The organism is Sphingomonas sp. (assembly GCF_036731925.1).
Lineage (GTDB): Bacteria > Pseudomonadota > Alphaproteobacteria > Sphingomonadales > Sphingomonadaceae > Sphingomonas.
The window spans coordinates 1,444,082-1,463,227 of sequence record NZ_DAINDJ010000001.1 but is presented as its reverse complement, the minus strand read 5'-3'; the positions used below and the strand labels follow the sequence as shown (position 1 = coordinate 1,463,227).

Sequence of the window (19,146 nt, the reverse complement as noted above, 5' to 3'; positions counted from 1 at the left end):
ACATTCGGCACCCCCCCGGCCACATCGGGGGCATGTCCCCTGCCCTCAACGTTCACTGTTCGATCCTCGGCCAGCCCTGGCGCTGGCGGGGGCTCGCCGCCGATGCGCGCGACCCGAATTTCGCTCCCGACGATCTCGTTACCCAGCTGCTGCTGACCCGCGGCGTGGACCGCGCCGATCTCGAGCGGCATCGCACCCCCAGCATCCGCGCCTTCATGCCGGACCCCTCGATCTTCCGCGACATGGACCGCGCCGCCGAACGCCTGGCCGAAGCCGTGGAGGCACGCGAGCAGATCGCCATCTTCGGCGACTATGACGTGGACGGCGCGACCTCCGCTGCCCTGCTGATCCTGCTGCTCCGCGATCTCGGACTGGAGGCAACGCCCTACATCCCCGATCGCCTGATGGAGGGCTACGGCCCGTCGGGGGAGGCGCTGGTGCGGCTGAAGCAGCAGGGCCACGGGCTGATCGTGACGGTCGATTGCGGCGCGCAGGCATTTGAGGCGCTGGCGATGGCGCGTGATGTGCAGGCCGACGTGATCGTCGTTGATCACCATAAATGCGCGACCGAGCTGCCCGTCGCCCATGCGCTGGTGAACCCGAACCGGCTGGATGAAACCGAAGGTGCGGAACACGGCCACCTTGCCGCTGTGGGCGTCGCCTTCCTGCTCGGCGCGGCGCTGGTGCGCACCCTGCGGGGCCGCGGCTATTTTGCCAGCCGGGACGAACCGCGCCTGCTCGACCTGCTCGATATCGTCGCGCTCGGCACCGTGGCGGATGTGGCGCAGCTGAAGGGGCTGAACCGCGCCTTCGTCGCCCAGGGCCTCAAGGTGATGGCGCAGCGGCGGAACATCGGCATCGCCGCACTGATCGAAGCCTCGCGACTCACCCGCGCGCCCAGCTGCACCGATCTCGGCTTCGCGCTCGGGCCGCGAATCAACGCCGGGGGCCGGGTCGGCAAGTCCGATCTCGGCGTCCGGCTGCTTACCACCCGTGATCCCGCCGAGGCGCGCGCGATCGCAGCCGAGCTCGATCTGCTCAACGAGGAGCGCCGCGCGATCGAGGCGGAGGTGCAGGTTGCGGCCGAATCGCTGTGCATGGCGGGCGGCGAGCGGATGGTAGCGCTGGTCGCGGGCGATGGCTGGCATCCGGGCGTGATCGGCATCGTAGCCGGGCGGCTGAAGGAGAAGTTCGGCCGGCCCGCACTCGTCATCGCGGTCGGTGAAGACGGGGTCGGCAAGGGATCGGGCCGCTCGATCCCCGGCGTCGACCTGGGTGCGGCGGTGCTCGCGGCGAAGGATGCCGGCCTGCTGATCGCCGGCGGCGGCCATGCGATGGCCTGCGGCGTCACCGTGGCGGGGGACCGGGTGGAAGCGCTCGCAGCCTTTCTCGAAGAGCGCCTGGCCGAGCGAATCGCCGCTGCGCGGGGCGAACGTGCCCTGCTTCTCGACGCGGTGCTCAGCCCCGCGGGCGTGAACCCGTCCCTTGTAGAGGCGATGGAAGCAGGGGGGCCTTACGGGATGGGCTGGCCGGCGCCGCGAATCGCGGCTGGGCCGGTACGGGTGTTGAAGGCAGATGTGGTGGGCAGCGGCGGTCATGTCCGCGTCATCGTCGCAGGCGCCGACGGACGCAGCCTCAAGGCCGTTGCCTTCCGCCAGGCCGATTCGGAGCTGGGCCAGGCTTTGCTCTCGGCGCCTACGCATCGCCGCCTCTGGCTGGCCGGCCGCGCCAAGATAGACACCTGGGGAAGCCGCCCGGCAGCAGAATTGCACATAGAAGATGCTGCATGGGCAGAATGAGTGCTTGACGACTTTGGAATCGGCCCCTATTCGGCCGCTCCACGCCACGCAGTTGGCCCCTTCGTCTAGCGGTTAGGACGCGGCCCTTTCACGGCTGAAACACGGGTTCGATTCCCGTAGGGGTCACCACGGCTTGCCGGCTTACAGAGCCGCAGCGCGGGTGCTGTCACAGACATCGTCGGACTTTCACGGTGCGGATACGTGCTGCGCGTCGACTCCCGACGTAGCGCCGGCTTTGGCCGCCGCAACCGCTTGATCCCCCCTCCCCTTGCCCCTAGACGCTGCCGGGAACCAACCTGTCTCAGGAAAGCGAGCTTATGGCGAAGATCAAGGTAGCAACGCCCGTCGTGGAGATCGACGGCGACGAAATGACGCGGATCATCTGGGAATGGATTCGCGAGCGCCTGATCCTTCCGTACCTCGACATCGATCTGAAGTATTACGACCTCTCGGTGCAGAAGCGCGACGAGACCAACGACCAGATCACCATCGATTCGGCCAATGCGATCAAGCAGTACGGCGTCGGCGTGAAGTGCGCGACGATCACCCCGGACGAGCAGCGCGTCGAGGAATTCAGCCTCAAGAAGATGTGGAAGTCGCCCAACGGCACGATCCGCAACATCCTGGGCGGCGTGATCTTCCGCGAGCCGATCGTGATCTCGAACGTGCCCCGCCTGATCCCGGGCTGGACCAAGCCGATCGTCGTCGGCCGTCACGCCTTCGGCGACCAGTACAAGGCGACCGACTTCAAGGTGCCCGGCAAGGGCAAGCTGACCATGAAGTGGGAAGGCGAGAATGGCGAGACGATCGAGCACGAGGTGTTCGACTTCCCGCAGGCCGGCGTCGCCCTGGGCATGTACAATCTCGACGAGTCGATCCGCGATTTCGCGCGCGCCTCGATGAACTATGCCCTCGGCCGCAACTGGCCGCTGTACCTGTCGACCAAGAACACGATCCTCAAGGCCTATGACGGCCGCTTCAAGGACATCTTCGCCGAGGTGTTCGAGACCGAGTTCAAGGACCAGTTCCAGAGCGCCGGCATCGTCTATGAGCACCGCCTGATCGACGACATGGTCGCCTCGGCGCTCAAGTGGCACGGCGAATTCGTCTGGGCCTGCAAGAACTATGACGGCGACGTCCAGTCGGACCAGGTCGCGCAGGGCTTCGGCTCGCTGGGCCTGATGACCTCGGTGCTGATGACGCCGGACGGCAAGACGATCGAGGCGGAAGCGGCGCACGGCACCGTCACCCGCCACTATCGCCAGCACCAGCAGGGCAAGGCGACCTCGACCAACCCGATCGCGTCGATCTTCGCGTGGACCGGCGGTCTCAAGTATCGCGGCAAGTTCGACAACACCCCCGAGGTGACCCGCTTCGCCGAGACGCTGGAGCGCGTCTGCATCGAGACCGTCGAGAGCGGCAAGATGACCAAGGATCTCGCGCTGCTGATCGGCCCGGATCAGGCTTGGATGACCACCGAGCAGTTCTTCGAGGCGATCCGCGTCAATCTCGAAACTGCGATGGGCAGCTGGCAGTAAGCCGCTTCCCTCTACGTAAAGCTACGGAAAAGCCCGCCTCTGGCGGGCTTTTCTACTTGCAATGCCGGGCCTCGCATCGTCTCTAGGGGCCATGACCGAGCGAGCAAAACCCGCCACCGGCCATCGGCCTTTCTGTTCCTCCCATTCCCGCCCCGCGCCCGCACCTAGCCTCCGGGACACCGCATGCTGAACCTGTCCAATCACGGCTTCAGCGACACGCTGGTGATCCTCGGCGCCGCCGGGCTCGTCATCCCCGCCTTTGCGCGCTTTCGCATCAGCCCGGTGATCGGGTTCATCCTCGCCGGCCTGCTGGTCGGGCCCTATGGGCTCGGCAGCCTCGTCGGCCAGGCACCCTGGCTCTATTACCTCACCATCTCGGACGCGCATTCGATCGAGCCTTTCGCCGAGTTCGGCATCATCCTGCTGCTGTTCTCGATCGGCCTCGAACTCTCATTCAAGCGCCTCTGGGCGATGCGCGCGCTCGTGTTCGGCACCGGCGCGGCCGAGCTGTTCGGATCGGGGCTCATTCTTGCCGCCGTGCTGTACCTGACCGGGTTGAGCACCGGCGGCGCGATCGGGCTCGGTCTCGCGCTCGCTCTCTCCTCCACGGCCCTCGTGATACCGATCGCCGGCACCACCAGCGCCGTCGGCCGCGCCGCCTTTGCCATGCTGCTGTTCGAGGATCTGGCGCTGGTGCCGATCATCTTCGGCCTCGGCGCGATGGCGCCCAATCCAGATGGCGCGGGCGTCGCCAAATTGCTGACGACCCTCGGCATCGGCGCGGCAACCGTGGCGGTCCTTTTCGTCGGCGGCCGGATCGTGCTGCCCCGAATGTTCGCCCAGGCAGCGCGTACCAAGAGCCCCGAACTGTTCCTCGCCGCCAGCCTGCTGGTGGTGATCGTCGCCAGTCTCGCCACCACCGCCGCGGGCCTCTCGCCGATCGTCGGGGCGCTGATCGCCGGCCTGCTGATCGCCGAGACCGAATATCACGGCGAAGTCGAAGCGATCACCGCACCCTTCAAGGGCCTGGCGCTCGGCGTGTTTCTGCTCACCGTCGGCATGCGGCTCGATCTCGGCTTCGTCTGGGAGAATTGGGCGGCGCTGTTCGGCGCGAGCGTGCTGGTGATGATCGTCAAGGTCGCCGTCACGACGACGCTGCTTCGACTTTCAGGCGCGCGCATGGGCACGGCCGCGGAAACCGGCGTACTGATGGCGAGCCCGTCGGAGACGACGCTGATCGTGCTCGGCGTCGCCGGCGCCGCCGGGCTGATCGCGCCCGGGACTGCTGCCTTCTGGAGCGCGGTCACGGCCATCGGCCTCACCTCCACGCCGTTGCTGGCAAAGGCCGGGCGGAGCGCCGCGCGCAAGATCGAGGGCAAGAACGGCGCGCAGATCGCCGACGAGGATCTTGTCCAGGTGGAAGGCGGCACCGTTGTCATCGGCTTTGGCCGCGTCGGCCGCACCGTGGCGGAGATGCTGCGCCGGCACGACAAGCCCTATGTTGCAGTGGACGCCGACATCGACACCGTCGTCCGCGCCCGCCGCGCCGGCTTTCACGTGCTGTTCGGCGACGTGACGCGCAGCGAGCTGGTCGATCAGCTCCAGCTCGGTCGCGCCCGCGCGCTCGTGCTCACGATGGACGATCCGGTGCTGACCGTCCGCCTGACCAAGCGCGTGCGAGGCTGGGTGCCAACCTTGCCCATCATCGCCCGCGCCCGGGATGCCGGCCACGCTGCGGAACTCTACCGCGCCGGCGCGACCGATGCGGTGCCGGAAACGCTGGAGAGTTCGCTGCAGCTCTCCGAGGCGCTGCTGGTCGATCTCGGCCTCGGGGTCGGTCCGGTGATTGCATCCATCCACGAAAAGCGCGACGAGATGCGCCGCTCGATCAAGGAAGCCGCCGGGCTGCAGCGCGACCCGCGCCTCACCCGGTCCCGCCTGAACGCGAGCCCTGAATCAACCGAGGCCCTATCCTGATGCTGCTCCCCCTCGCCCTTGCACTTCTCGCCCCCGTCCAGACTGATGCCGCCCCCGATCCGCTGGCGCCGGTCAAAGCCGGCCGCATCCGCTGCATCGACCCCGATCGCGCCGCCCGGACGTGCGGCACCCTTGTTCATTACACCTTGCGGGGCGACGGCGCATTCGACGCGCAGGTTACCGGCGTGGTCAACCGGGAACCATTGATCGTGCTGGAATATGCGACGTTCGGCCAGGTGCGCGACGGTGCGGTGTGCAGCCGCATCCGCCCCGCCGACTTCAACGCAGGCAAGCTGACCAGCAACGGCACCGCGTTGAGCCCCGCGCTGGAGACCAACACGCGCGCCAAGCTGCTGGAGGCGCTGCAGCCGCTTGCGGGCCACGAGCGCTGCTATCGTGATTCGGGGGCGGGCGAACTGACCGTCCATGTGACGATCGACGGCCTGCTGCGCCCGGACATGAGCCAGTCGGCGATCTGGGTGCTGCCCGAGGACGGCTACGCCCCCGGGCGCTGACCCGATCAGGCGGCGACGGCAGCTTCCGCCAGCGCCGCCTTTACCGCCGCGAGTGCGTCGGCACCCTTGGCGCCGTCCGGACCGCCACCCTGCGCCATATCCGGACGGCCGCCGCCGCCCTGACCGCCGAGCACCGCCACCGCGACCTTCACCAGGTCCACGGCGCTGACGCCGATCCCGTCGGTGACGCCGACCGCGACTGACGCACGGCCTTCGTTCACCGCCACCAGCGCGACAACGCCGCTGCCGATCCGCGCCTTGGCCTCGTCCACCGCGCCGCGCAGGGCCTTGGCTTCGAGCCCGTCGAGCACCTGGCCGACGAAGTTGATGCCGTTCACCTGCTCCGGGCCCGCCGGTGCAGCGCCGGCGCCGCCGCCGAGCGCCAGCGCCTTCTTGGCGTCGGCCAGCTCGCGCTCGAGCTTGCGGCGTTCCTCGACCAGCGCAGCGACACGCGCGGGCACGTCGTCGGGCGCGGTCTTGAGTGCGGCCGCAGCCTCGCGCAGCCGCTCGTCGCGAGCGTTGAGCCACAGGCGCGCGCCCTCGCCGGTCAGCGCCTCGATGCGGCGCACGCCCGAGGAGACGGCGCTTTCCGATACGATCTTGAAGATCGCGATGTCGCCCGTTGCATTGACATGGGTGCCGCCGCACAGCTCGACCGAGTAGGACGCATCCTCGCCCAGCCCCATCGAGAGCACGCGGACCTCGTCGCCATATTTCTCGCCGAACAGCGCCATGGCGCCGGCGGCGATCGCGTCGTCCGGGGTCATCAGCCGCGTCTCGACCGTCCCGTTGTGGCGGATCTGCGCGTTCACATCGGCTTCGACCTGGGCGACCTGCTCGGGGGTGAGTGCCGAGGGATGCGAGAAGTCGAACCGCAGCCGCTCGGGTGCCACCATGCTGCCCTTTTGGCTGACATGGGTGCCGAGCCGCTTGCGCAGCGCCGCGTGCAGCAGGTGGGTCGCCGAGTGGTTGGCGCGGACCTGATCGCGATGCTCGACATCGACCGACAGGTGCACCGCATCGCCGACCGCGACTTCGCCGCTCTCGATCTTGGCATGGTGCGCGTGCAGCCGGCCCAGCGGCTTCGACGTGTCATCGACCAGCGCGCGCAGCTTGTCGTTGCCGATCACGCCGACATCGCCCATCTGGCCGCCGCTCTCGCCGTAGAAGGGCGTCTGGTTGGTCAGGATGGTCACCGTGTCACCGGCAACGGCTTTTTCCACCCGCGCGCCGTCCTTGACCAGCGCCACCACCTGGCCTTCGCCTTCGGTGCTGACATAGCCGGTGAACTCGGTGCCGCCGAGCTCGTCGGCGAGATCGTACCACAGCTCTTCCGACGCCTTCTCGCCCGATCCCTTCCAGGCGGCACGCGCGGCGCGCTTCTGCTCGGCCATCGCTTGGTCGAAGCCGGCGCGATCGACGCTGATCTCGTTGGCGCGCAGTGCGTCCTCGGTCAGGTCATAGGGGAAGCCGAAGGTGTCGTAGAGCTTGAACGCGGTCGCGCCCGGCAGCGTGTCGCCCGCCTTGAGCCCCTGGGTCGCCTCGTCGAGCAGGCGCAGGCCGTTGGCGAGCGTCTGGCGGAAGCGGGTTTCCTCCTGGAGCAGCGTCGCCTCGATCAGCGGCTGCGCGCGGACCAACTCGGGATAGGCGGCGCCCATCTCGGCGACGAGCGACGGCACCAGCCGGTGCATCAGCGGATCCTTGGCGCCGAGCAGATGCGCGTGGCGCATCGCGCGGCGCATGATGCGGCGGAGCACATAGCCGCGGCCCTCGTTCGCGGGCAGCACGCCGTCCGCGACGAGGAAGCCCGACGAGCGCAGGTGATCGGCGATCACGCGGTGGCTGGCGACCTGCTCGCCGCTGGCCGAGGTGCCGGTCAGCGCAGCGGACTGGTCGATCAGCGCCTTGAACGTGTCGATGTCGTAATTGTTGTGGACGCCCTGGAGCACGGCGGCGATGCGCTCCAGCCCCATGCCCGTGTCGATGCTCGGCCGCGGCAGGTCGCCGACGATCTCGTCATTTTCCTGCACGAACTGCATGAAGACGAGGTTCCAGATCTCCACGAAACGGTCGCCATCCTCCTGCGGAGAGCCCGGGGGGCCGCCATAGATGTGCTCGCCGTGATCGTAGAAGATTTCCGAGCAGGGGCCGCAGGGACCGTCCGAGCCCATCGCCCAGAAATTGTCCTTGGTCGGGATACGGATGATCTTGTGATCGGGCAGCTCGGCGATCTTCTTCCACAGGTCGAACGCCTGGTCGTCAGTGTGGTACACCGTGACGGTCAGCTTCTCGGCCGGGATGCCCCATTCCTTGGTGAGGAGCGTCCAGGCGTGGGTGATCGCCTGCTCCTTGAAATAGTCGCCGAACGAGAAATTGCCGAGCATTTCGAAGAAGGTATGGTGCCGCGCGGTATAGCCGACATTGTCGAGGTCGTTGTGCTTGCCGCCCGCGCGCACGCACTTCTGGCTGCTGGTCGCGGTGCTGTAGGGGCGGGATTCCAGGCCGGTGAACACGTTCTTGAACGGAACCATGCCCGCATTCACGAACATCAGCGTGGGATCGTTGTGCGGCACCAGCGGCGCGCTGGGGACGCGGGCATGGCCCTGGCCCTCGAAATAGTCGAGAAACGAGCGGCGGATATCATTGGTCGACGTCATGTCCGTCGACTTAGGGGCGGAGCGCGTTTCGCTCAAGCGAAACACGTCGATGGACGCTATCGTTCCGCGTGCGCATCGATTATCGGCGCGTGCCATGCAGGGAAACGGCACAGCATCGACGATCACGGGGCGGTTCCCCCCCTTTCACCGCTGGGATCGCAGCTTCTTTCTGGGTGCGACGCTGGCGATCTGGACCGTGCTCGTTGCCGGGTTCGGTTATGATCTGGTGACGCGCGCCCGGCTCGGCATGCTCGACTTCCCGTGGATCGTGCATCTCCACGCGCTGGTCTACACCGGCTGGATCGTGCTGCTCGCAATGCAGGTGGGATTAGTGCGGACGCGGCGGCTGGCGCTGCATCGTCGGCTTGGTCGGCTGGGCGCGCTGCTGATCCCTGCGATGATCGTGCTGGGGCCCGCGACCGCCATCGTGGTGCGCGTCACCGCGCCGCACCCCGTCTGGCAGGAACTCGCCTTCATGGGCACGCAGTTCGCCAATGTACTCGGGGCGGGCGCGGTTCTGATTGCCGGCCTGCTCACCGTGCGGCATCCCTCGACGCACAAGCGGTTGATGATCATGGGCACGATCGGCCTTACCGAACCCGGCTTCGGCCGGCTGCTCTACCCCACGCTCTACGCCTGGTTTGGCGAGGGCTATCTGCCTTATTATCTGGAGACCTATGCGGGCACGCTGGTGCTGGTCCTGGCGGCGGGCGGCTACGACCTTGCCACACGCCACCGCCTGCACCCGGCCTGGGCGCTCTCCGCCGTTTGGATCGTCGCCAACCAGTGCCTCGGCACCTGGCTGTTCTACGAGCCTTGGTGGCTCCGCTGGATGGCGGCGCTGACGGGGCACTAGGCCCCGTCCCCCTCACCCCATCGGCTGCTCGATCGAGACGGGTGGCTTGGAGAACCACGCCGGCCCCGCCTCGGTCATGTGGAAGCAATCCTCCAGCCGCACGCCGAAGCTGCCGGGAATGTAGATGCCGGGTTCGTTCGAGAAGCACATGCCCGGTGCCAGCGGCGTCTTCTCACCCCGGACGAGGTTGACCGGCTCGTGCCCGTCGAGCCCGATGCCGTGGCCGGTGCGGTGGGACAGGCCGGGCAGCTTATAGTCCGGTCCATAGCCCAGCGACGCATAATAGCCGCGCACCGCATCGTCGACGCTGCCCGCCGGCGCACCCAGCTTCGCCGCGGCGAACGCTACCTGCTGGCCCTTCGCCACCGCATCCCACACCTTGCGCTGCGCCGCGCTGGCCGATCCATGGACGAAGGTGCGCGAGACATCGGACTGATAGCCCATCACGTTGCAGCCGCAGTCCATCAGCACGATCGCGCCGTCGCTCACCGGCGAGGGTGTCTTGGTGCCGTGCGGATAGGCTGCGCCCTCGCCCACCAGCACCATGCTGAACTCGGGATCGCCGCCCAGCTTGCGGGTCGCCGCGTCCATCAGCGCGGAGACGTCGCGCTGGCGCATTCCCTTCTCCACACGTGCATGAACAAAGCGATAGGCGGCAATGGTGATATCGGTTGCAAGCTGCATCAGCGCGAGCTCGGCCGGGCTCTTGATCATCCGGCAGCCACGCACGACGGGGTTGGCAGAAGTAACGCGCAGTCCGTTCTTCTGCAGCCCGTCGACCGCGAAGAAGCGCACCGTTTCCTCGATTCCCACCGGCGACGTCGCGAGCTTGCGGTCCTTGAGGAAGCCGGCGACGATCTTCAGCGGATCCTCGTCCTCCTGCCACACACGCACCTCTGCCGGGATCGCCAGAGTCTCGCGGGTGCGTGGCTCCTCGAAGAACGGCGTGACGATGCACGGCTCCCCCTCTACCGGCAGAACGGCGGCGGTCAGCCGCTCACTGCGGCCCCAGCGAACGCCGGTGAAATAGACCAGGCTCGCGCCCGGCTCGATCAGCACCGCGCCGATGCCGCTGGCACGCATCAACGACTGCGCCTTGGCGAGTCGCGCCTGGCGCTCCTCAGGGCCGATCGCGCGGGCATTGCCGGTCATGTCCTGCAACTGGGCGAGGTCCGGCTCGGCAGCGCGGACGATGCCGGGCACGGCCAGCAGCGGCAGCACCGCCATCGATCCCAACAAGCTACGCCGTGTCGTTCCCAGATCCGTCGTCATGCGCCCCCCCGCCTTTTACCGTCCGCCCGGATCGGGTAGGATGAAGCAGGGGCAGACCGCAAGGGGCGCGCGTCCGCTGCGACCGGGGACTTCATCATGCGTGTTCTTGCCATCACACCCGCATTGCTCTTGCTCGGCGCTGCGCTTCCCCCTGCGGCCGGTCTCGCGACCCGAGGGTTCAGCCCGCACTGGTGCGGGGATGCGGTGCAGACCGGCGAACGACCGACGATCCTGCCCGGCTATGGCCAGGGCGGCTTCCAGATCCGCACGGGCAACGCAGAGGCGCAGGCATTTTTCAGCAACGGCATGCAGCTGGCGCACGCCTTCGCGCACAAGGCTGCGGTGGGTGCCATGCAGGAGTCGCGTCGGCTGGACCCCAATTGCGCCATGTGCAGCTGGGGCGAGGCCTATGCCGCAGGGCCCACCATCAACTATTCGATCGACGATGCCGAGCGTAAGCGGCTCGCAGAAGTGACCGCCAATGCCGAGCGGCTCGTCGCCGACGGCCCGGAGAAGGAACGCCGCCTGATCGCGGCGATGAAGCTGCGTTATGCCGGTGATGCCAGCCAGGGCAACAAGAGCTTTGCCGAGGCGATGGACGCGCTCGCCCGCGCCTACCCTGACGATGATTCGATCGCGGTGGTCGCCTCCAACGCGCTGCTGATCGCCTCCGACGCCAAGCCCAATCAGATGGCGCGGCCGGTGGCGCTCTTGGAGACGGTGCTCCAGCGCAACCCGGACTATGCGCCCGCCATCCATTTCTACATCCACGCGACCGAGATTGCGGGCTTCCCCAAGCGCGCCGAACCCTATGCGAACCGGCTGGCGAGCATCGCGCCCGCCGCCAGCCATCTCGTGCACATGCCCTCGCATACCTATTACTGGGTTGGCCGCTACGAGGATGCGGCGGCAGCAAACTTGAAGGCCGTCGAACTCGGCTTCGCCAATGCCCGCCGGCTGAAGCTGCCGGAGCCGGACGGGGTATGGACGCTCGCCTACCATGGTCACAACGTCCAGTTCGGCATCGGCGGCGCGCTGATGGCGGGCGATGCGGAGCGCGGCCTGGCGATTGCCCGGCCGCTGGTGGCAATGGGGGGTCGCGCGCCCAAGCTCGACTCGTTCCAGCAGGTGGTGCTTGCCCAGGGCTATATCGCCATCGCCCGCTTCGCCCCGCTCTCAGAGACGCTGGCGATCGCCCCGCCGCCCAAGGGTGCAGATGGCGCCCAGGCCCTCTGGCATTATGCTCGCGGCGAGGCCTATGCCCGCGCCGGCGATCGGGCGGGGCTTGTGGCGGAAGCGCGCGCAATGCCGGGCAAGATCAAGGGCAATCCGCTGGAGGGCAGCACCAACGCTGCCATCAAGCTGGCCCGGCTGGTGCTCGAGGGGCGAACGGCGATGCTCGATAACCGGCCCGATCGCGCAGCCAAGGCCTTTGGCCGGGCCGCCGCGATCGAAGAGGCCAAGCCGCTCGCCGAATGGACCGATCCGCCGCTCTGGTGGTATCCGGTTCGTCGGGATCTGGCGGTGGCCTTGCTGGCGCAGGGCAAGACCAAGGAGGCGCTTGCCGAAATCGAGGCGTCGCTGCGTCACCGGCCGCTCGATCCCGCAGCGCTGGCCACGCGCAGCCGGATCCAGGAAAAACTGGGCAATTCCAGCGCCGCAAGTCGCGATCGTGCCACCGCGCTCGCGCGCTGGCGCGGAACCGGCGCCACGCTGGGTTAATGCGCCGGGCTTGACCCGGGGCCAACAATCCCCTTCCCTCCCGCGACGATTCTTCGGGGAGCAAAAGTGGGTAAACGACTAACCTGGTTCATCCTGGCGGCGCTGCTGCTGGGCGGACTGATCGGCTGGGGCCTCAACCTCGGCTATGGGGGTACGGACGCAGGCAAGGCGACGCTGGAGCGAATCGCCTACGGTCTCGACATCCCCACCCAGATGTTCCTCCACCTGATCAAGATGATCATTGCCCCACTGGTCGTTTCGACGCTGGTCGTCGGCATCGCGCATATGGGCGGCGGCGGCGCGATCGGGCGCGTGGGGCTGAAGGCCTTCCTGTGGTTCGTCTGCGCGAGCCTTGTGTCGCTTACGCTTGGCCTGCTGCTGGTCAATCTGCTCCAACCCGGCACCGGGTTGCACCTGCCGTGGCCGCCAGCCAACGCCTCGAGCGGCGTGGACCGCTCGGCGTTCGATGCGGCCAAGTTCTTCACCCATATCGTGCCGACCAGCGCGATCGAGGCGATGGCGAGCAACGACATCCTCCAGCTCGTGATCTTCTCGCTGTTCTTCGGCGTCGGCATGGCGGCGGTGGGTGAGAAGGCCAAGCCGCTGCTGCGCGGGCTTGAAGCACTCGTCTCGGTGATGCTCACCGTTACCGGCTATGTCATGCTGTTCGCGCCGGTCGCGGTGTTCTGCGCCGTTGCCCGCACGCTGGCGACCAAAGGGCTGGGCGTGGTCGGCGATCTCGCCTTCTTCATGGGCAGCTTCTACATCGGGCTGGCAGCGCTGTGGGCGGTGCTGCTCGGCGCCTGCTTCCTGGTGATCGGCCCGCGCACGGGCCTCTTGTTCCGTTATCTGCGCGATCCCATCCTGCTCGGCTTCTCGACCGCGTCCTCGGAGGCCGCTTATCCGCGCACGCTGGACGCGCTCGATCGGTTCGGCGTGCCGCCGCGCATCGCCAGCTTTGTGCTGCCGCTCGGCTATTCGTTCAACCTCGACGGCTCGATGATGTACATGACCTTCGCGTCGATCTTCATCGCGCAGGCCTATGGCATCCATCTCGACTGGGCGACGATGATCCAGATGCTGCTGATCCTGATGGTCACCAGCAAGGGCATCGCCGGGGTGCCGCGCGCCAGCCTGGTGGTCATCACCGGCACGCTTGCCCACTTCAACATCCCCGAGGCCGGCGTGCTGCTGATCCTGGCGGTCGATCATTTCCTCGACATGGGCCGCACCGCGACCAACGTCGTCGGCAATGCCGTGGCGGCCGCGGTGGTGGCGCGCTGGGAAGGCAAGCTCGACGAACCGGACGAGGCGGAGCCTCCCGTGCGGCCGCTCCCCGCCGGGGGGCCGCACGACGCCAGCAAGTTCGAGGATTATGCCGGGAGCTGAGCGCTCCCGACACCATCACGCATAGGCATAGGGCCCGCCCGCCTTCAGCGCCCGCTGATAGGCCGGGCGAGCGTGGATCTTCTCCAGGAACGCGGCGATGTGCGGACGACCGATGAGGATCCCTGCGCGCTTGACCGCGGCCTCCATAGGGAAGCTCATCATCACGTCTGCCGCAGTGAAGCTGGTGCCCGCGAACCACGGCCGGCTGGCGAGTTCGGCTTCGATATAGTCGAAGTGCACCTCGGCCATCGGGCGGAATTTCTTGAGGGCGAGCTTGCCGAAGAAGGGCACGCGGGCGAGCACCAGCATCACCAGCAGCGGCGGCATCAGCGAGCCCTCGGCATAATGGAGAAAGTGTCGGTAGCGCAGCGCGTCCTCGCGGTTCGCTGGCGCGCTAAGCTTCCCTTCGGCCTTGTCGACCAGATATTGCAGGATCGCGCCGGTCTCGGCGACCACCGTCCCGCCATCCTCGATGACCGGCGACTTGCCGAGCGGGTGAACCTGCTTGAGCTCGGGCGGGGCGAGCATGGTCGCCTTGTCGCGCGCATAGCGCTTCATTTCATAGGGAAGACCGAGCTCCTCGAGCAGCCAGAGCACGCGCTGCGAGCGCGAATTTTCGAGATGGTGGACGATGATCGTCAAGTCGGCCCCTCCGATTGGCGCGGCGTTCGCCGCCGCTGTCTGCATAGGCCTGCAGCTTGCGCGACGGCGAAACGCCGCGCAAGGCCGTTACCTGGTGCGCGTCGCATCCGCCGCGGCATTGTGGTGGTTGAGATCTGTCATGGCTATCCCCGCAGGCATGCGACGCCTGAGCAACCTGCAGAGCCGGTAGTTGCCTCAGGTCTGTGACCTACACTCGTTTCCGTTGCACAGCGCCGCACCGATCAAGGCGAGGAGCGCTGGACGATCCTGGGCCTTTACTGCTCCCAGACAGACGTAGCGCCCGCGCCGCCCCACGCCGCGCAGTAACCCCGCCGGATCGGGCAAGGCCGCGCCTTCCGCGAAATGGAGCAGAAGGTTGGGCGGGTCGACGACCAATCGCATCACCACCGGGCCCGATACGTTCCCGTAAGCGAAACGCGACTGGCGGCCGGCTTCCTGCCATTCCCGAAGGTCAGGCGCAGATGCCAGGAGCTGCTCTCGCGCCAGCGCAACGCGCGACTCCAGCTGTAACGTGCTTGCCGGGCAATGCTCGCCCATAACGGAACCAGACTCCATCAAGCGCTACCCCGACCTGATATGCGGCTTTGAAGCCGTCCGCCATACACGGCAAAGGTACGCCGAGCAGCTGTACCCGCACGCTGAGTCCGCCTCCGATGCGCCCCATTCAAGGCAAAAGGCCCGGCGCATCTTACGCCGGGCCTCCTTGTTGTCAGCAACAGATCGCACGGATCAAATGTCGTCGTCAGGCTCCGGACCGGCCATCAAGCCTTCAGCGACCTGCTCGGTGCGGCCGCGAATAGCGGCTTCCAGCCGGTTACAGACCTCCGGGTTTTCGCGCAGGAAGTTCTTCGAATTCTCGCGGCCCTGGCCAATGCGAATGCTGTCATAGCTGAACCAGGCGCCCGACTTCTCGACGAGGCCGGCTTTCACGCCGAGATCGAGGATCTCGCCGATCTTGGAAATGCCCTCGCCATACATGATGTCGAACTCGACCTGCTTGAACGGCGGGGCCACCTTGTTCTTCACCACCTTCACGCGCGTGGCGTTGCCGATGATCTCGTCGCGATCCTTGATCTGGCCGGTACGGCGGATGTCGAGGCGGACCGAGGCGTAGAACTTGAGCGCGTTGCCGCCCGTCGTCGTCTCGGGATTGCCGTACATCACGCCGATCTTCATGCGCAGCTGGTTGATGAAGATCACCATGCAGCGCGAGCGGCTGATCGATCCGGTCAGCTTGCGCAAGCTCTGCGACATCAGCCGCGCCTGAAGGCCGACATGGCTGTCGCCCATCTCGCCTTCGATTTCGGCGCGCGGCACCAGCGCTGCGACCGAGTCGACCACCAGAACGTCGATCGCGTTCGAGCGGACCAGCGTGTCGGTGATCTCCAGTGCCTGCTCGCCGGTATCGGGCTGCGAGACGATCAGCTCGTCGATGTTGACGCCCAGCTTCTTGGCATAGACCGGATCGAGCGCGTGCTCGGCGTCGACGAACGCGGCTACGCCGCCATTCTTCTGCGCCTCGGCGATCACGTGCAGCGCAAGCGTCGTCTTGCCCGAGCTTTCCGGACCATAGACTTCGATCACGCGGCCGCGCGGCAGACCGCCGACGCCGAGCGCGATGTCGAGGCCCAGCGAACCGGTGGAGATCGCCTCTACCTGCATCGTCTCCTTCGAGCCCAGCCGCATGGCCGAGCCCTTGCCGAAGGCGCGGTCGATCTGCGCGAGGGCGGCGTCGAGCGCCTTCTGCTTGTCCGTGGGATTGGCCATATTGCCGTCGATCACCTTGAGAGATGCTGCCATTGGGAAGCCCCGTCGCTAGAGGGTTTACGTGCCGCGTTCAACTGTGTTGGACCCTATGTATTCCATTTGTTCCACAAGAACAAGAGCGGAACGCGGCAGAAGATTTGCGAGTGTGCGTCCGGCTGGCTAGCGATGGGCGATGACCATGATCGTCGGCCACGTCTCCGCCCTCGCCCGCTTCCCGGTGAAATCCATGGCTGGCGAATCCCCCAGCGTGGCGGAGATGGACTGGCAGGGCATCGAGGGGGATCGGCAATACGCCTTCGTGCGCGCCGCCAACGGCACGCGCTTCCCCTGGCTCACCGCGCGGGAAGTGCCGGGCATGGTGCTGCACCGGGCGCGTTTCGCCGATCCCGCCGCGCCCAAGACCAGTGCCGTTGCGGTGGAGGCGCCGGACGGCGGCGTTCGCTCGCTTCATGATGCCGGACTGCTGGCACATCTTGCCGAGGCAGCGCGCGAGCCGGTGTCGCTGATCCAGGTTGCCCGCGGCGTCTACGACTCGATGCCGATTTCGCTCCAGACCAGCGCCGGCCACCGCGCACTGGAAACTGCGCATGGCGGGCGGATCGACCCGCGGCGCTTTCGCATCAATGTGACGATCGAAAGCGAGTTGCTGCCCGAGCAATGGCAGGGGCTGCGCATTGCCTTTGGCGACCCGAGCGCGGACGGCGCAATCGTGCAATGCGCCGACCCGATCCAGCGCTGCGTGCTGGTGACCATCGACCCGGATACGGGCGCGAAGGACCCGTCGATCCTGCGCACCGTCGCACAGCGTTTTGCTGCCTGTTACGGGCTGTATTCGGCTCCCGCACGTCCGGGACTGATTCGCGTCGGCGATCCGGTTCGCATTCTCGCCTGAGGCGGAGGGGCAGAAAGCCCCTCCCCTTTCCGTTACTTCGCCGCCTTGCCCGTCCACTGGTCCATCCAGCCGAGGACTTCGCCATACCATTGCAGCGAATTCTTGGGCTTCAGCACCCAGTGGTTCTCGTCCGGGAAGACGAGCAGCTTGGACGGCACCTCGCGGCGCTGGAGCGCGGTGAAGGCGGCCAGCCCCTGGGTATAGGGAATGCGGAAGTCCTTTTCGCTGGTGATCACCAGCTGCGGCGTCTTCCAGGCGGCGACATGGTTGACCGGGTTCCAGCGCTCGAACGCGGCGGGATCCTCGAAATAGGCCTTGCCGCCATGTTCCCACTCGTCGAACCACAGCTCCTCGGTTTCGTACGCCATGGCGCGGGCGTCGAACACGCCGTCATGCTGGACGATGCACTTGAAGCGATCGGGCCACTGCCCCTCGATCCAGTTCATCATGTAGCCGCCATAGGAGGCGCCCAGCGCGCAGGCCTTGCCGCCGTCGAGGAAGGCGAAACGATCGGTCGCGGCCTTGAGGCCCTTTTTCAGGTCCTCGAGCGGCCAGCCGCCCCAGTTGTTGCGGATCGCATCGGTGAAGGCCTGACCGTAGCCGGTAGAGCCGTGGAAATCGACCGCGACCACGGCATAGCCGGCCCCGGCGAACACCGCCGGGTTCCAGCGATACGACCAGCTATTGCCCATGCTGCCTTGCGGACCGCCATGAACGATGAAGGCGATCGGCGCCTTGGCGTCGGCCGGAAGCGCTGCCGGCCTCGCGACATAGCCCCAGACGGTATCGCCATTGGCACCGTTGAAGCTGTAGCGGGTTACCTGCGGCATCGCGATGCCGGCAAGCTTCTCCGCGTTCACCGCCGTGAGACGCGTGCTCTTCTTGCCCTTCAGCCAATAGAAATCGTCCGGCGCGGTAAGGCTGTTCATTGCGTAGACGAGGCCGCCCCTGGTCGGCACGACGGCCGAGACGCTGCCCTGCTCGGTCAGCCGCTCGACCTTGCCTTCCAGCGAGACCGAGAAGACCGGCTCCTCCTGCACGTCCTGCGCGGTAACGTAGATCGTCCTGGAGTCCGGCGCCCAGGCGATCGAGGCGACCGAGCGATCCCACTTCTCCGTCAGCGCGCGGACCTCGCCGGTGGCGAGGTTGCGGAGCATCAGCACCTGGCGATCGGCTTCATAGCCTGGCCGTGCCATGGCGAACCAGGCGAGCCACTTCCCGTCCGGCGACGGCGTCGGCAGATTGTCCATGCCGCCATTGCCCTTGGTGAGGTTCACCGGCGCCGCAGAGCCGTCGGCCGGGGCAGCGAAGATATCGAGATTGGTCGAGAGCGATTCGATGCGCCCCGCCTCGCGCAGCGCGAAATAGATCGTCTTGCCGTCGGCGCTCCAGGCGACTTCCTCGCCGCCGCCATTGGGCTTGGAGGGCGTGTCGCCGATCAGCCCGCCTTCGATGGCAACCCCGTCGCCGGTCGCGCCCTGCGGTCCGAAGGGCAGGACGAAGAGCTGCGAGCGAGTGCCGTCGGCCCATGTATCCCAGTGCCGCACGAACAGTTGCTGGTAGACACGGCCGGAACCCGCGTTCGGGTCCTTCTTCTCCATCGCCGGGGTGACGGTGGGGGCACCAGGCTTGCGATCTGCCCAGACGAGCAGCTTCGACCCGTCCGGCGAAACCTTGAAGCCGCTGAACCCTCCCTGGATGTGGGTCAGCTGGGTGGGCGTGCCGCCGGTGATCGAAACCGACCACACCGCGTCCTCGCCGCCCTTGTCGGACTGGAACCAAACGGTCTTGCCATCGGCGGAGAATTGCGGGGCGGTTTCGTTGACCAGCGGCTCGGCCACCAGCTTCTCGGGCCTGGCGCCCTTGGCGGTCAGGTCGAGGCGCCACAGGTCGTAGCGGCCCTTGTTGGCGGCAAGATCGGTCTCGCGCTGCTGCCAGACGAGCCAGTGACCGTCGGGCGATACCGCGGGCGCGCCCACGCGGGAGAGGCCGACGACGTCCTGGATGGTGAGGTCTCGCGCCGAAGCCGGCGCTGCGATGGCGGCGAGCGCGACGCTCGCGACAAGGAACTGCTTCATGCCCGCGACGATAGCCGCAAG

General features: G+C 67.1%; 14 protein-coding genes and 1 tRNA gene. 9 read left to right on the top strand and 6 right to left on the bottom strand.

The genetic code is table 11. The annotated features are described in order from the left end of the window. Positions 1-32: 32 nt before the first annotated feature. The 5 genes from recJ to V7E00_RS07225 all read left to right on the top strand — a co-directional run bounded on the left by recJ (position 33) and on the right by V7E00_RS07225 (position 5,829). The gene (recJ, locus tag V7E00_RS07245) at positions 33-1,799 is read left to right on the top strand and encodes a single-stranded-DNA-specific exonuclease RecJ (RefSeq protein WP_333571967.1); all 1,767 of its coding nucleotides are present in this window, start codon (positions 33-35) and stop codon (positions 1,797-1,799) included. 54 nt (positions 1,800-1,853) lie between these two features. Further along, a tRNA-Glu gene (locus V7E00_RS07240) sits at positions 1,854-1,928 on the top strand. Between the two features lie 188 nt (positions 1,929-2,116). Next, positions 2,117-3,337, top strand: a complete 1,221-nt coding sequence (locus V7E00_RS07235) for an NADP-dependent isocitrate dehydrogenase (protein ID WP_333571966.1) — start codon at positions 2,117-2,119, stop codon at positions 3,335-3,337. Positions 3,338-3,520: 183 nt separating this feature from the next. Then, positions 3,521-5,314 (top strand): cation:proton antiporter domain-containing protein, encoded by a 1,794-nt coding sequence (locus V7E00_RS07230; protein WP_333571965.1) that lies wholly within the window; start codon positions 3,521-3,523, stop codon positions 5,312-5,314. Beyond that, positions 5,314-5,829, top strand: coding sequence for a hypothetical protein (locus V7E00_RS07225; protein ID WP_333571964.1), 516 nt, complete (start codon positions 5,314-5,316; stop codon positions 5,827-5,829). Before V7E00_RS07230 ends, V7E00_RS07225 begins: the two co-directional genes overlap by 1 nt. Before the next feature lie 5 nt (positions 5,830-5,834). Here the strand turns inward: V7E00_RS07225 and alaS are convergent, their stop codons facing one another. Next, entirely contained in the window at positions 5,835-8,486 is a 2,652-nt protein-coding gene (gene alaS, locus V7E00_RS07220; RefSeq protein ID WP_333571963.1) for an alanine--tRNA ligase, read from the bottom strand. A gap of 94 nt (positions 8,487-8,580) precedes the next feature. Between alaS and V7E00_RS07215 the strand changes: the two genes are divergently transcribed. Continuing rightward, on the top strand, positions 8,581-9,342 hold the full coding sequence (locus V7E00_RS07215; RefSeq protein ID WP_333571962.1) for a hypothetical protein: 762 nt from the start codon (positions 8,581-8,583) through the stop codon (positions 9,340-9,342). Between the two features lie 12 nt (positions 9,343-9,354). Here the strand turns inward: V7E00_RS07215 and V7E00_RS07210 are convergent, their stop codons facing one another. After that, positions 9,355-10,614, bottom strand: coding sequence for a M24 family metallopeptidase (locus V7E00_RS07210; protein WP_333571961.1), 1,260 nt, complete (start codon positions 10,612-10,614; stop codon positions 9,355-9,357). 96 nt (positions 10,615-10,710) lie between these two features. Between V7E00_RS07210 and V7E00_RS07205 the strand changes: the two genes are divergently transcribed. Together V7E00_RS07205 and V7E00_RS07200 are read left to right on the top strand one after the other, a co-directional pair. Continuing rightward, positions 10,711-12,336 (top strand): hypothetical protein, encoded by a 1,626-nt coding sequence (locus V7E00_RS07205; RefSeq protein WP_333571960.1) that lies wholly within the window; start codon positions 10,711-10,713, stop codon positions 12,334-12,336. A gap of 66 nt (positions 12,337-12,402) precedes the next feature. Further along, complete coding sequence (locus tag V7E00_RS07200; RefSeq protein WP_333571959.1) at positions 12,403-13,725, top strand: dicarboxylate/amino acid:cation symporter; 1,323 nt, start codon at positions 12,403-12,405, stop codon at positions 13,723-13,725. Positions 13,726-13,740: 15 nt separating this feature from the next. Here V7E00_RS07200 and V7E00_RS07195 read toward each other — a convergent pair whose 3' ends face one another. The 3 genes from V7E00_RS07195 to recA form a co-directional block, all read right to left on the bottom strand. Next, on the bottom strand, positions 13,741-14,367 hold the full coding sequence (locus V7E00_RS07195; RefSeq protein ID WP_333571958.1) for a glutathione S-transferase family protein: 627 nt from the start codon (positions 14,365-14,367) through the stop codon (positions 13,741-13,743). Positions 14,368-14,562: 195 nt separating this feature from the next. Further along, on the bottom strand, positions 14,563-14,943 hold the full coding sequence (locus tag V7E00_RS07190; RefSeq protein ID WP_333571957.1) for a hypothetical protein: 381 nt from the start codon (positions 14,941-14,943) through the stop codon (positions 14,563-14,565). 174 nt (positions 14,944-15,117) lie between these two features. Beyond that, entirely contained in the window at positions 15,118-16,188 is a 1,071-nt protein-coding gene (gene recA / locus V7E00_RS07185) for a recombinase RecA (protein ID WP_064312673.1), read from the bottom strand. Positions 16,189-16,327: 139 nt separating this feature from the next. Between recA and V7E00_RS07180 the strand changes: the two genes are divergently transcribed. Continuing rightward, a complete protein-coding gene (locus tag V7E00_RS07180) occupies positions 16,328-17,047 on the top strand; it encodes an MOSC domain-containing protein (RefSeq protein ID WP_333571956.1) in 720 nt (239 codons plus the stop codon). Positions 17,048-17,079: 32 nt separating this feature from the next. Here the strand turns inward: V7E00_RS07180 and V7E00_RS07175 are convergent, their stop codons facing one another. After that, on the bottom strand, positions 17,080-19,125 hold the full coding sequence (locus V7E00_RS07175; RefSeq protein ID WP_333571955.1) for a S9 family peptidase: 2,046 nt from the start codon (positions 19,123-19,125) through the stop codon (positions 17,080-17,082). Between the last annotated feature and the right edge of the window lie 21 nt (positions 19,126-19,146).